Origin of the sequence: Nonlabens tegetincola (genome assembly GCF_002954355.1) — a bacterium.
GTDB lineage: Bacteria > Bacteroidota > Bacteroidia > Flavobacteriales > Flavobacteriaceae > Nonlabens > Nonlabens tegetincola.
The window spans coordinates 1-13,931 of record NZ_MQVV01000014.1 but is presented as its reverse complement, the minus strand read 5'-3'; the positions used below and the strand labels follow the sequence as shown (position 1 = coordinate 13,931).

Here is a 13,931-nt window from a genome sequence, read left to right as displayed (position 1 = left end):
TTATTCCCACTCTATTGTTGCTGGCGGTTTTGAACTAATGTCATACACTACTCTATTAACGCCCTTTACTTTATTTATTATCTCATTACTGGTAGCTTGTAAAAATTCATAAGGTAAATTCACCCAATCGGCGGTCATACCATCTGTACTTTCTACAGCTCTTAAAGCTACACATTTTTCATAAGTGCGTTCATCACCCATCACTCCTACAGAATTTACAGGAAGTAAGATTGCTCCTGCCTGCCATACTTTATCATAAAGATTCCATTTTTTAAGATTCTCAATAAAAACAGCATCTACCTCTTGCAGTATAGCGACTTTTTCTGGTGTGATATCACCTAGAATACGAATAGCTAATCCTGGACCTGGAAAAGGATGACGACCCAATAATTCTGGTGCCATTCCCATACTTGCTCCTACTCTACGAACTTCATCCTTAAACAATGCCTTAAGAGGTTCTACCACTTTTAATTTCATAAAATCTGGCAATCCTCCTACATTGTGATGAGATTTAATCGTGGCACTAGGTCCACCAGTAGCACTTACACTTTCTATCACATCAGGATAAATCGTTCCTTGTGCCAGGTAAGTAACGTCTTTGATAGAAGTAGCTTCATCATCAAATACTTCTATAAACACACGCCCTATTGCCTTACGTTTTTTCTCTGGATCGCTTTCACCAGCAAGTGCTTCCATAAATCGTGCCGAAGCATCTACTCCTTTAACATTAAGTCCCATTCCTTCATATTGATGAAGTACTTGACTAAATTCATTCTTACGAAGTAGGCCGTTGTTTACGAAAATACAATACAGGTTATTTCCTATCGCTTTGTGCAGTAACATGGCAGCCACACTGCTATCTACTCCACCAGACAATCCTAATACCACTTTATCATCACCTATTTTCTCTTTAAGATGGGCAACTGTTTCTTCAACAAAAGCATTAGGCGTCCAGTCTGGTTTTACTTCGGCTATGTCTATCAAAAAGTTTTGCAGAAGTAACTTACCATCTGTACTATGATAAACTTCTGGATGAAATTGAATAGCATAGGTTTTTTCTCCTTCTATTTTGTATGCGGCATTCTCTACATCATTTGTAGAAGCTAAAAGTGTTCCGCCTGTGGGAAGTTTTTTAATTGTATCACTGTGACTCATCCAGACCTGACTGCCTTTGTTTATTCCTTTGAAAAAAGGCTCATCTGGGTGAACGTAATTCAAATTAGCTCGTCCATATTCTCTTGTGCTACTAGCTCCTACTTCACCTCCATGGAAATGTGCAAGGTACTGTGCTCCATAACAAACACCTAAAAGTGGCTTTTTACCACGTATAGAATCTAGATCTATGTGAAATGCCTGATCAGACCTTACAGACATTGGACTACCAGAAAGTATTACGGCTTTAAATCCATCGATATCATCAGGCAAGTGATGATAGGGATGAATTTCAGAATAGATATTGAGTTCTCTAACACGGCGAGCAATAAGCTGAGTATACTGCGAGCCAAAATCGATTATAAGTACCTTGTCATGTTGCATGGGCAAATTTACCCTTTTGCTAGAAAAAAGCCATCAGGCTTTTAAATAATTGTCATCAGGTTTTGTTAACAACTATATCTTATCAATCAGGTAATTCAATCACCGTAAACCTTAAATCAAATGGATTTAAATTACTCTTCAGTTTTTCCAGCCATTGAGAACCGTATTTTTCATAAAAGGATGAAAAATTAAGAACTCTCTCTTGTAAATTACCATTAGGAAATAACTGTTCTTGCAACTTCAGTGCTCTTTCATTCACATCCTTTAATTTACGTTTTTGAGCTGTAAGGAGTCTCTTTTCTAAATTTTCAAGACCTTTTATCTGTTTACGCTCTTGTGCTGCCACTGCTCCATAAAATGAGTGATCTGTTTTTGTCGCTATTTCATACAAATCCTGAAATTGCTTTTTAAGATGACTCTTCTGATTAGAAAAATCTATTTCAATCTCACTATGCAAATTGGTAACCTTTTCTTTGAGCTCGTCCGGATGTAAAAACAATTCTTGCACAGACAATTTGAGGGCTGTTAATTTTCTAAGCTGCTTTTCAGTTGCAATCAACACACTGTTTCTAAGAAGTAATATTGGAAACGTCACGTTATAACTATCGAACATTTGCTTTAATTGCAACCAGTAAGCCATTTCACCACCACCACCTATATAACACAAATTAGGTAATATAACTTCTTGATAAAGAGGTCTCAATATAACATTAGGTGAAAATCTTTCTGGGTGTTTATTTAGGTCTTCCAAAATTTCCTTCTTGTCAAATTTTAAATCTGTACCGTCAATCGAATAGGTGTTATTTTCATGAGAAATTATTCTAGACCTTAAATTATCCTTTAGATAAAACAAATTGTTCTCTCTAGGGTTTACTTGAACCTTATATTTTTCAGGCCAACTAGCAAGAGTATTGTTCACCTGATTATAAGATTTTTGATCTGTAAATTCCTGTTTAAAAAAAGGAAACATTGTTCTTTTTAGCGTTGTATCGTCAGCGTCTAGAATAAGTAACCCATCATCTTTAAAAAATTGATGAACTAGTACCCTAGTGGCTTCAGATAACGAACTGGTTTTTAAATAGGCTTTTTCAAATGTTTGTAATAATTCCTGAGCGTAATCACTTTTACCCAAAGACAATTCAAGAACTTTATAAACCTTATTTAATTCACGGTTTTCAAATCTACCTACTGCCCCTGTTTGATCTGTTTCGTAAACAATTTTTTTCCCTGCATAGTTAAAGTATTGAATTTCTTCAAAGTCATGATCCTCACTAGCCATCCAGTATACAGGTACAAAATTATACTTGGGATAAAATGACCTTAGTTTGTTGGTTAGGTTTATGGTGTCTATGATTTTATAGAAAAAATATAAAGGACCCGTAAAAAGATTTAATTGATGTCCAGTAGTTATTGTGAATGTGTTTTCTTTTTCGAGTAAATCAATATTATATAGAACTTTATCAACATCTTCCAAACCATTGTATTGATCTCTTAGGACTTTTACCAAATTTTGTCGCTCTAGTGATTTTGAAGACCATTCTATGGACTTTTCTTCTATTTGATTTTCAAAATTTTTAATATTTGGAAATCTATGGTATAAAGATTTAACATCAGGTTTTTCATCTAAATAATCCTTCATTAAATTAGAAAAATATCTTAGATCTTGATATGAAATATGACAGTCGTCCATTAATCTTACTATAGTTCTTTAAATTGCAGAACAAATTGGAATTGATACGCTTTCGCGAAAGCGTAATATTATTTATTCTTTGTTTTAGGTTCGTAGATTGGTAAAAGCTTATTTGTTACTTCGCCAAAACCTATTCTAAAAGGACCATTATTACAATAACCACGCAATGTAACCGTATCGTTGTCTTGAATAAACTTACGTTCTGTACCATCGTTAAGTTTAACCGGTTTCTCACCTCGCCAGCTCAATTCCAACATACTACCATAACTATCTGGCGTAGGTCCAGAAATAGTTCCACTACCCATTAGATCACCGCTATTCACACTACAACCATTAATGGTATGGTGTGCTAGTTGTTGTGAAATATTCCAATACATGTACTTAAAATTGGATTTACAAACTGTTGTTGGTTTTCCATCTTCTGGGGTTATATCCACTTCTAAATGAATATCAAAACTTTTTTTCCCTTTACTATTAAGGTAATCTAACACAGGTTTCTCCCTTTTAGGACTTTCTACCCTATAAGGTTCCAAAGCATCTAAGGTAACAATCCATGGAGAAATACTACTAGCAAAATTTTTAGCAAGAAATGGACCTAAGGGAACATATTCCCATTTCTGGATATCTCTTGCGCTCCAGTCATTAAATAAAACCATACCAAAAATGTAATCCTCTGCTTCATTTACTGGAATGGGATGTCCTAGATTATTGGCATCAGTAGTTATAAATGCCATTTCTAATTCAAAATCTACTAATTTAGAAGGACCAAATACAGGTGCATCAGAACCTGCTGGCATAGTTTGTCCTTGTGGTCTATGAATATTGATACCAGATGGGATAATTGTACTACTACGCCCATGATATGCTACTGGCATATGCAACCAATTAGGTAAAAGAGCATTTTCAGGATCTCTAAACATGGTTCCAACATTGGTTGCATGTTCTTTACTACTATAAAAATCAGTATAATCACCTATTGAAACTGGCAATTGCATTTCAACTTCGTCCATAGCGAAGATTACTCTATCTCTATGTTCTTTATTGTCCCTTAATTCTGGATTGTTTTTATCAAAAATATCGCCAATTCTATTACGAACTAGTCTCCATGTTTTTTTACCATCCGAAATAAAATCGTTAAGAGTATCCTGCATGAACATGTCATCAGTCAACGGGATCATTGAGAAGTAATTCATTTCTTGCAAGGCACCTAGATCTATGGCATAATCTCCAATCCTTGTACCTATTGTAATTACATTATCTCTAGTCAAAAAAACTCCAAATGGAATATTTTGTATAGGAAAATGAGTATCTTGATTATAGCCGATCCATGATTTTCTATTCGGGTCGTTAGTTTTATTTGGCATACCGTAAGTTATTGTTGTTGAAAAGTACTAATCAAATATATAATTTAAGTATAGATTATATATAGCAACATGTATTTTTGTCAAATAATTAATATAATATGGCACACAGAGATAAGGAAATTTTCAATTTGATTGAACAGGAAAGAATCCGTCAAACAAATGGTATAGAATTAATTGCTAGTGAAAACTATGTAAGCCCAGACGTTCTAGCTGCAGCAGGTTCTATTTTAACTAATAAATATGCAGAAGGCTATCCTGGCAAGAGATACTACGGTGGTTGTGAAATTGTGGATGAAATCGAAAATCTAGCCATAGAAAGAGCTAAAGAATTATTTAATGCAGAATATGTAAATGTTCAACCTCATTCTGGTAGCCAAGCTAACACAGCTGTATTTCATGCTTGCCTCTCTCCTGGTGAAAAAATACTAGGATTTGACTTAGCTCATGGTGGTCATTTAACACATGGTTCACCTGTGAACTTTTCTGGAAAACTTTATCAAACATCATTCTATGGTGTTAATAAGGAATCTGGTTTACTTGACTACGATAACATCGAGAAAATAGCAGAAGCTGAAAAACCTAAACTTATAATAGCTGGTGCTAGCGCCTATAGTAGAGATATTGACTACAAAAGATTTAGAGAAATCGCAGATAAAATTGGAGCTATACTACTAGCAGATATTGCACATCCCGCTGGACTAATTGCCAAAGGTATTCTAAATGATGCGGTCTTATACGCTCACATCTGTACGTCTACTACACACAAGACATTAAGAGGTCCTCGCGGAGGAATTATTATTATGGGTAAGGATTTTGATAACCCATTTGATCAACGTTTGAAGAGCGGTAAATTGAAAAAGATGTCATCATTGTTGAACAGTGCTGTATTTCCTGGTAATCAAGGAGGTCCTTTAGAGCATATAATCGCTGCTAAAGCCGTGGCATTTAAAGAGGCACTCTCTGATGATTTTCTTCATTACATGGTTCAAGTAAAGAAAAATGCACAAACACTTGCAAGTGCCTTAATCGATAAAGGGTTTAATATTATTTCTAATGGTACAGATAACCATATGATGTTAATCGATTTAAGAAACAAAGGCATTACGGGTAAAGATGCAGAAGAGCTTCTTGGTAAGATAGATATAACCGTAAATAAGAATATGGTGCCGTTTGACGACCAGTCACCGTTTATAACAAGTGGTATACGCATAGGAACTGCAGCTGTAACAACAAGAGGATTGAAAGAAGATCAAATGAGTCTAATATCTCAATATATAAGTGACGCAATCACAAATAAAGACGATGAGAGTAAATTAAAATCTATAAAAGAACAAATCAATTTGATGATGAGCACATATTCTTTATTTCAACTCTAAAGAACATATTAATAGAATACAATAAAAGGCTGTTATTATTTATTTAATAACAGCCTTTTATTTAATTTATTTCTAATTAGAGAAAGTTTAGCACAACAAAAAACCCTTATCAAATTGATAAGGGTTTTAAAAGAAGGCGGCGACATACTCTCCCACAAATGCAGTACCATCTGCGCTAATGGGCTTAACTTCTCTGTTCGGAATGGTAAGAGGTGAGCCCCATTGCTATAACCACCTTAAAGGTTTCAGTTAAATTAAAATAATCCAACTGTATATGTTGACATTTTGAAAAGTTCAAAATCAATACAAGTAGATAGAGGTATCTAAGCTTACGGGTAATTAGTATCACTCGGCTATGACATTACTGCCTTTACACCTATGACCTATCAACGTGGTAGTCTCCCACGACCCTTTAAAGAAATCTCATCTTGTGATGGGTTTCGCGCTTATATGCTTTCAGCGCTTATCCCTTCCCGACGTAGCTACCCAGCAATGCCCCTGGCGGAACAACTGGTAGACCAGCGGTCAGTCCAACTCGGTCCTCTCGTACTAAAGTCAGATTCACTCAAATTTCTAGCGCCCACTACAGATAGAGACCGAACTGTCTCACGACGTTCTGAACCCAGCTCGCGTGCCACTTTAATGGGCGAACAGCCCAACCCTTGGGACCTTCTCCAGCCCCAGGATGTGACGAGCCGACATCGAGGTGCCAAACCCCCCGTCGATGTGAGCTCTTGGGGGAGATCAGCCTGTTATCCCCGGCGTACCTTTTATCCTTTGAGCGATGGCCCTTCCATGCGGAACCACCGGATCACTATGCTCTTGTTTCCAACCTGATCGACCTGTATGTCTCTCAGTCAAGCTTCCTTATGCCATTGCACTCTACGCACGGTTACCAAGCGTGCTGAGGAAACCTTTAGAAGCCTCCGTTACTCTTTTGGAGGCGACCACCCCAGTCAAACTACCCACCAAGCAATGTCCCCATTTCTGGGTTAGATTTCAAATAAGCAAAGGGTGGTATTTCAACAATGACTCCACAACGCCTGGCGACGTCACTTCATAGTCTCCCACCTATCCTACACATTACTTATCCAAAATCAATACTAAGCTATAGTAAAGGTGCACGGGGTCTTTTCGTCCCGTAGCGGGTAATCGGCATCTTCACCGATACTACAATTTCACCGAGCTCATGGCTGAGACAGTATCCAAATCGTTACACCATTCGTGCAGGTCGGAACTTACCCGACAAGGAATTTCGCTACCTTAGGACCGTTATAGTTACGGCCGCCGTTTACTGGGGCTTCAATTCAGATCTTCGCCGAAGCTAAACCCTCCTCTTAACCTTCCAGCACCGGGCAGGTGTCAGGCCCTATACTTCATCTTTCGATTTTGCAGAGCCCTGTGTTTTTGATAAACAGTCGCTTGGATCTTTTCACTGCGCCCTATTAAATAGGGGACCTTTCTCCCGAAGTTACAGGTCTATTTTGCCTAGTTCCTTAGCCATGAATCACTCGAGCACCTTAGAATTCTCATCCCAACCACCTGTGTCGGTTTACGGTACGGGCTGCTTCACTTGCTTTTCTTGGAAGTTGCTCCTCTGGATTATCCACGTAGCCGTAGCCTTGTGGTACTATCCCAACCTTAACAGTTGGTTCAACGTACATTTCCGTCAGTACGCACCAAATTCACACCTCCGTCACTTTTATTGTGAGCAGGTACAGGAATATTAACCTGTTATCCATCCACTTCCCCGTTCGGGTACGCGTTAGGACCCGACTAACCCTCAGCTGATTAGCATAGCTGAGGAAACCTTGGTCTTTCGGTGAGGGGGTTTCTCGCCCCTTTATCGTTACTTATGCCTACATTTTCGTTTCTAATCGTTCCAGCAAACCTCACAGTTCACCTTCAACACAATTAGAATGCTCTCCTACCACTCTCAATGGAGTCCATAGCTTCGGTAGTATGTTTATGCCCGATTATCATCCATGCCGTACCGCTCGACTAGTGAGCTGTTACGCACTCTTTAAATGAATGGCTGCTTCCAAGCCAACATCCTAGCTGTCTAAGCAGTACAACCTCGTTTTTTCAACTTAACATACATTTGGGGACCTTAGCTGATGGTCTGGGTTCTTTCCCTTTCGGACATGGACCTTAGCACCCATGCCCTCACTGCTGATCATCATTTTATAGCATTCGGAGTTTGTCAGGAATTGGTAGGCGGTGAAGCCCCCGCATCCAATCAGTAGCTCTACCTCTATAAAACTAAATCAACGCTGCACCTAAATGCATTTCGGAGAGTACGAGCTATTTCCGAGTTTGATTGGCCTTTCACCCCTACCCACAGGTCATCCGAAGACTTTTCAACGTCAACCGGTTCGGGCCTCCACTGTGTGTTACCACAGCTTCACCCTGCCCATGGGTAGATCACACGGTTTCGCGTCTACCACTACTAACTATAGCGCCCTATTCAGACTCGCTTTCGCTACGGCTCCGTGTCTGAAACACTTAACCTTGCTAGCAACGGTAACTCGTAGGCTCATTATGCAAAAGGCACGCCGTCACCCGAAGGCTCCGACCGCTTGTAAGCGTATGGTTTCAGGTTCTTTTTCACTCCCTTATTCAGGGTTCTTTTCACCTTTCCCTCACGGTACTGGTTCACTATCGGTCTCTCAGGAGTATTTAGCCTTAGCGGATGGTCCCGCTAGATTCATACAGGGTTTCCCGTGCCCCGCACTACTCAGGATACTACTATCAATAACTAAAATTACCAATACAGGGCTATCACCTTCTTTGGCTCCTCTTTCCAAAGGATTCTTATTCTTTTAGCATCAAATATTGTAGTCCTACAACCCCAATTAGGCCGTAACCTAATTGGTTTGGGCTTTTCCGCGTTCGCTCGCCACTACTGACGGAATCACTATTGTTTTCTCTTCCTCCGGCTACTTAGATGTTTCAGTTCACCGGGTTTGCTCCATTACTGGTGACATGTCTTCAACATGCCGGGTTGCCCCATTCGGAAATCTGCGGATCACATCGTATGTGCCAATCCCCGCAGCTTATCGCAGCTTATCACGTCCTTCATCGCCTCTGAGAGCCTAGGCATCCCCCATACGCCCTTATTTGCTTATGATACCTATTACTATACAACGATATATAGTAATATTATTTTTTCTATCTTGTATTAATCCTAATTAATATTAGAACTAATGCTCGTTTTGATCTTTTCAAAATGTCAATGAACGTTTAATGATTAATCTCTACTAATCATTCGTGGAGAATATCGGAGTCGAACCGATGACCTCCTGCGTGCAAGGCAGGCGCTCTAGCCAGCTGAGCTAATTCCCCATGACGAATCCTAAATACTGAATTTAGAATATCGAATTTAGAATCCTCAACCTCTAGAATTTCCATTAAAATTCTATAAATGAACTTTATCTCTTAGCTATAATTATCTACTCAATAACTACCTAAGACATCGTAGTCTCAGGCAGACTCGAACTGCCGACCTCTACATTATCAGTGTAGCGCTCTAACCAGCTGAGCTATGAGACTGAGTGTCTTGCGACTATTTCTTGATTGACTTGCTTTTTAAAATAAACACACACTAATTGAGTGTTAAAGGTCTTGAAACTATCCCTTGTTTCGTTCCATTATTTCAGGAACTCCAGAAAGGAGGTGTTCCAGCCGCACCTTCCGGTACGGCTACCTTGTTACGACTTAGCCCCAGTTACTAGTTTTACCCTAGGCAGCTCCTTTCGGTCACCGACTTCAGGCACCCCCAGCTTCCATGGCTTGACGGGCGGTGTGTACAAGGCCCGGGAACGTATTCACCGCATCATGGCTGATATGCGATTACTAGCGATTCCAGCTTCACGCAGTCGAGTTGCAGACTGCGATCCGAACTGAGATAGGGTTTGTAGATTCGCTCCTTCTCGCGAAGTGGCTGCTCTCTGTCCCTACCATTGTAGCACGTGTGTAGCCCAGGACGTAAGGGCCGTGATGATTTGACGTCATCCCCACCTTCCTCACGGTTTGCACCGGCAGTCTCTCTAGAGTCCCCACCATTATGTGCTGGCAACTAGAAATAGGGGTTGCGCTCGTTATAGGACTTAACCTGACACCTCACGGCACGAGCTGACGACAACCATGCAGCACCTTGCAATATGTCCGAAGAAAAATCTGTTTCCAAATCTGTCATACTGCATTTAAGCCCTGGTAAGGTTCCTCGCGTATCATCGAATTAAACCACATGCTCCACCGCTTGTGCGGGCCCCCGTCAATTCCTTTGAGTTTCATTCTTGCGAACGTACTCCCCAGGTGGGTTACTTATCACTTTCGCTTGGCCACTCAGATCTCAATCGATCCAAACAGCTAGTAACCATCGTTTACGGCGTGGACTACCAGGGTATCTAATCCTGTTCGCTCCCCACGCTTTCGTCCATCAGCGTCAATATATTGTTAGTGATCTGCCTTCGCAATCGGTATTCTATGTAATATCTAAGCATTTCACCGCTACACTACATATTCTAACCACTTCACAATAATTCAAGATAACCAGTATCAATGGCAGTGCCGGAGTTGAGCCCCTGCATTTCACCACTGACTTAATTACCCGCCTACGGACCCTTTAAACCCAATGATTCCGGATAACGCTTGCACCCTCCGTATTACCGCGGCTGCTGGCACGGAGTTAGCCGGTGCTTATTCTTACGGTACCGTCAAACAATCACACGTGACTGTATTTCTTCCCGTACAAAAGTAGTTTACAACCCATAGGGCCGTCTTCCTACACGCGGCATGGCTGGATCAGAGTTGCCTCCATTGTCCAATATTCCTCACTGCTGCCTCCCGTAGGAGTCTGGTCCGTGTCTCAGTACCAGTGTGGGGGATCTCCCTCTCAGGACCCCTACCTATCGTTGCCATGGTGAGCCGTTACCTCACCATCTAGCTAATAGGACGCATACCCATCTATTACCGTAACCTTTAATTATTAAATGATGCCATCTTATAATACTATGAGGTATTAATCCAAATTTCTTCGGGCTATCCCTCAGTAATAGGTAGGTTGTATACGCGTTACGCACCCGTGCGCCGGTCGCCATCAGATAGCAAGCTATCTATGCTGCCCCTCGACTTGCATGTGTTAGGCCTGCCGCTAGCGTTCATCCTGAGCCAGGATCAAACTCTTCATCGTAGAATCTTTTAAAGATCATTTATTAGAATAACTCCAAAAACCTCTTTTAAGAACCCTCAATTAGCGTACATGTGTCTATTTTTATTTTCTTACCAATACTTGCCTTTGTATTAATCAATACAAAAACAGTATCGCTGTGCTGTCAATCATTATTTTCAATGAACTACTTCAAAATATCTAGACCGAAAATTTGATGCGAAATCCTCACAATCCGCTACAAATATTTCCAACCTTTTTGAAGAACTATCGCTTTATGTAAACATCATTGTTTCCCAAAGCGGGTGCAAATATACACACACTTTTTCTTACCAAACAAACTTTTACGACAAAAAATTTGAAAAAAATCACAACCCGTCCTCAAACACCTTCGAATCAATTACTTACAAAATGAAAAAATCAAAACTTTTTTAATCACAATATATAATCCGTTGTCTAGTCGTAAATAGAAATTTGATCAACGTTTGAAGAGCGGTAAATTGAAAAAGATGTCATCATTGTTAAACAGTGCTGTATTTCCTGGTAATCAAGGAGGTCCTTTAGAGCATATAATCGCTGCTAAAGCAGTGGCATTTAAAGAGGCACTCTCTGATGATTTTCTTCATTACATGGTTCAAGTAAAGAAAAATACACAAACACTCGCAAGTGCCTTAATCGATAAAGGGTTTAATATTATTTCTGATGGTACAGATAACCATATGATGTTAATCGATTTAAGAAACAAAGGCATTACGGGTAAAGACGCAGAAGAGCTTCTTGGTAAGATAGATATAACCGTAAATAAAAATATGGTGCCGTTTGACGACCAGTCACCGTTTATAACAAGTGGTATACGCATAGGAACTGCAGCTGTAACAACAAGAGGATTGAAAGAATATCAAATGAGTCTAATATCTCAATATATAAGTGACGCAATCACAAATAAAGACGATGAGAGTAAATTAAAATCTATAAAAGAACAAATCAATTTGATGATGAGCACATATTCTTTATTTCAACTCTAAAGAACATATTAATAGAATACAATAAAAGGCTGTTATTATTTATTTAATAACAGCCTTTTATTTAATTTATTTCTAATTAGAGAAAGTTTAGCACAACAAAAAACCCTTATCAAATTGATAAGGGTTTTAAAAGAAGGCGGCGACATACTCTCCCACAAATGCAGTACCATCTGCGCTAATGGGCTTAACTTCTCTGTTCGGAATGGTAAGAGGTGAGCCCCATTGCTATAACCACCTTAAAGGTTTCAGTTAAATTAAAATAATCCAACTGTATATGTTGACATTTTGAAAAATTCAAAATCAATACAAGTAGATAGAGGTATCTAAGCTTACGGGTAATTAGTATCACTCGGCTATGACATTACTGCCTTTACACCTATGACCTATCAACGTGGTAGTCTCCCACGACCCTTTAAAGAAATCTCATCTTGTGATGGGTTTCGCGCTTATATGCTTTCAGCGCTTATCCCTTCCCGACGTAGCTACCCAGCAATGCCCCTGGCGGAACAACTGGTAGACCAGCGGTCAGTCCAACTCGGTCCTCTCGTACTAAAGTCAGATTCACTCAAATTTCTAGCGCCCACTACAGATAGAGACCGAACTGTCTCACGACGTTCTGAACCCAGCTCGCGTGCCACTTTAATGGGCGAACAGCCCAACCCTTGGGACCTTCTCCAGCCCCAGGATGTGACGAGCCGACATCGAGGTGCCAAACCCCCCCGTCGATGTGAGCTCTTGGGGGAGATCAGCCTGTTATCCCCGGCGTACCTTTTATCCTTTGAGCGATGGCCCTTCCATGCGGAACCACCGGATCACTATGCTCTTGTTTCCAACCTGATCGACCTGTATGTCTCTCAGTCAAGCTTCCTTATGCCATTGCACTCTACGCACGGTTACCAAGCGTGCTGAGGAAACCTTTAGAAGCCTCCGTTACTCTTTTGGAGGCGACCACCCCAGTCAAACTACCCACCAAGCAATGTCCCCATTTCTGGGTTAGATTTCAAATAAGCAAAGGGTGGTATTTCAACAATGACTCCACAACGCCTGGCGACGTCACTTCATAGTCTCCCACCTATCCTACACATTACTTATCCAAAATCAATACTAAGCTATAGTAAAGGTGCACGGGGTCTTTTCGTCCCGTAGCGGGTAATCGGCATCTTCACCGATACTACAATTTCACCGAGCTCATGGCTGAGACAGTATCCAAATCGTTACACCATTCGTGCAGGTCGGAACTTACCCGACAAGGAATTTCGCTACCTTAGGACCGTTATAGTTACGGCCGCCGTTTACTGGGGCTTCAATTCAGATCTTCGCCGAAGCTAAACCCTCCTCTTAACCTTCCAGCACCGGGCAGGTGTCAGGCCCTATACTTCATCTTTCGATTTTGCAGAGCCCTGTGTTTTTGATAAACAGTCGCTTGGATCTTTTCACTGCGCCCTATTAAATAGGGGACCTTTCTCCCGAAGTTACAGGTCTATTTTGCCTAGTTCCTTAGCCATGAATCACTCGAGCACCTTAGAATTCTCATCCCAACCACCTGTGTCGGTTTACGGTACGGCTGCTTCACTTGCTTTTCTTGGAAGTTGCTCCTCTGGATTATCCACGTAGCCGTAGCCTTGTGGTACTATCCCAACCTTAACAGTTGGTTCAACGTACATTTCCGTCAGTACGCACCAAATTCACACCTCCGTCACTTTTATTGTGAGCAGGTACAGGAATATTAACCTGTTATCCATCCACTTCCCCGTTCGGGTACGCGTTAGC

At 40.5% G+C, this 13,931-nt stretch carries 4 protein-coding genes, 2 tRNA genes, 5 rRNA genes and 1 pseudogene; 2 read left to right on the top strand and 10 right to left on the bottom strand.

All coding sequences use genetic code 11. The features are described from left to right. The 3 genes from guaA to fahA form a co-directional block, all read right to left on the bottom strand. Entirely contained in the window at nucleotides 1–1,536 is a 1,536-nt protein-coding gene (gene guaA / locus BST93_RS06965) for a glutamine-hydrolyzing GMP synthase (RefSeq protein ID WP_105018589.1), read from the bottom strand. 82 nt (nucleotides 1,537–1,618) lie between these two features. After that, nucleotides 1,619–3,226, bottom strand: a complete 1,608-nt coding sequence (gene bshC / locus BST93_RS06960) for a bacillithiol biosynthesis cysteine-adding enzyme BshC (RefSeq protein ID WP_105018588.1) — start codon at nucleotides 3,224–3,226, stop codon at nucleotides 1,619–1,621. A gap of 68 nt (nucleotides 3,227–3,294) precedes the next feature. Beyond that, the gene (gene fahA, locus BST93_RS06955; RefSeq protein ID WP_105018587.1) at nucleotides 3,295–4,590 is read right to left on the bottom strand and encodes a fumarylacetoacetase; all 1,296 of its coding nucleotides are present in this window, start codon (nucleotides 4,588–4,590) and stop codon (nucleotides 3,295–3,297) included. A gap of 98 nt (nucleotides 4,591–4,688) precedes the next feature. Here fahA and glyA point away from each other — a divergent pair, with 98 nt between their 5' ends. Further along, the gene (gene glyA / locus BST93_RS06950; RefSeq protein ID WP_105018586.1) at nucleotides 4,689–5,966 is read left to right on the top strand and encodes a serine hydroxymethyltransferase; all 1,278 of its coding nucleotides are present in this window, start codon (nucleotides 4,689–4,691) and stop codon (nucleotides 5,964–5,966) included. Nucleotides 5,967–6,097: 131 nt separating this feature from the next. On the opposite strand, the gene rrf (BST93_RS06945) is transcribed toward glyA, so the two are convergent. The 5 genes from rrf (BST93_RS06945) to BST93_RS06925 form a co-directional block, all read right to left on the bottom strand. Then, nucleotides 6,098–6,205, bottom strand: a 5S ribosomal RNA gene (gene rrf, locus BST93_RS06945). 80 nt (nucleotides 6,206–6,285) lie between these two features. Continuing rightward, nucleotides 6,286–9,097: ribosomal RNA gene (locus tag BST93_RS06940) — 23S ribosomal RNA — on the bottom strand. A gap of 140 nt (nucleotides 9,098–9,237) precedes the next feature. After that, a tRNA-Ala gene (locus BST93_RS06935) sits at nucleotides 9,238–9,311 on the bottom strand. Between the two features lie 133 nt (nucleotides 9,312–9,444). Further along, nucleotides 9,445–9,518 (bottom strand) — tRNA-Ile (locus tag BST93_RS06930). Between the two features lie 116 nt (nucleotides 9,519–9,634). Continuing rightward, nucleotides 9,635–11,160 (bottom strand): 16S ribosomal RNA (locus tag BST93_RS06925). A 449-nt stretch (nucleotides 11,161–11,609) separates the two neighbouring features. Between BST93_RS06925 and BST93_RS06920 the strand changes: the two are divergent. Further along, a pseudogene (locus tag BST93_RS06920) lies at nucleotides 11,610–12,161 on the top strand (PLP-dependent aminotransferase family protein); the annotation flags it as partial. A 131-nt stretch (nucleotides 12,162–12,292) separates the two neighbouring features. Here the strand turns inward: BST93_RS06920 and rrf (BST93_RS06915) are convergent. Next, nucleotides 12,293–12,400 (bottom strand): 5S ribosomal RNA (gene rrf, locus BST93_RS06915). A gap of 79 nt (nucleotides 12,401–12,479) precedes the next feature. Next, a 23S ribosomal RNA gene (locus tag BST93_RS14305) occupies nucleotides 12,480–13,931 on the bottom strand; the annotation flags it as partial.